The sequence below is a fragment of the Faecalibacterium sp. DFI.5.82 genome (genome assembly GCF_029076575.1).
Classification (GTDB): domain Bacteria; phylum Bacillota; class Clostridia; order Oscillospirales; family Ruminococcaceae; genus Faecalibacterium; species Faecalibacterium duncaniae.
On record NZ_JARFIS010000604.1, the window covers coordinates 1 to 306 of the forward strand.

1 pseudogene is annotated in these 306 nt (G+C 62.7%); it reads left to right on the forward strand.

From position 1 onward, the window contains the following. Positions 1-120: 120 nt before the first annotated feature. Positions 121-306: pseudogene (locus P0G09_RS18075) on the forward strand (mucin desulfatase); the annotation flags it as partial.

A 306-nucleotide genomic window follows, 5' to 3' on the forward strand; every position in this document is an offset into this window, starting at 1 on the left:
CCGGCACGGGAGACCCTGAACGTGATCCCCACCCTGTCCGGCGCGGCCTGCCATCTGGATGCCTAGGGCGGCGCGTGGCGTGCCTACGACTTTGTAGAGGACACCATCTGCCTGCAGCAGGTGGGCAGCGAGGCCGACTTCCGCACTGTTGCCGAGACTCTGGGCAAATTCCAGAACCAGCTGGCAGATTATCCGGCCTCTACCCTCCACGAAACCCTTGCACGCTTCCACGACACGCCCAACCGCTATGCAAACTTTGAAAAAGCCCTTGCCGCCGATGCGCTGGGCCGTGCCAAGGACATTGCA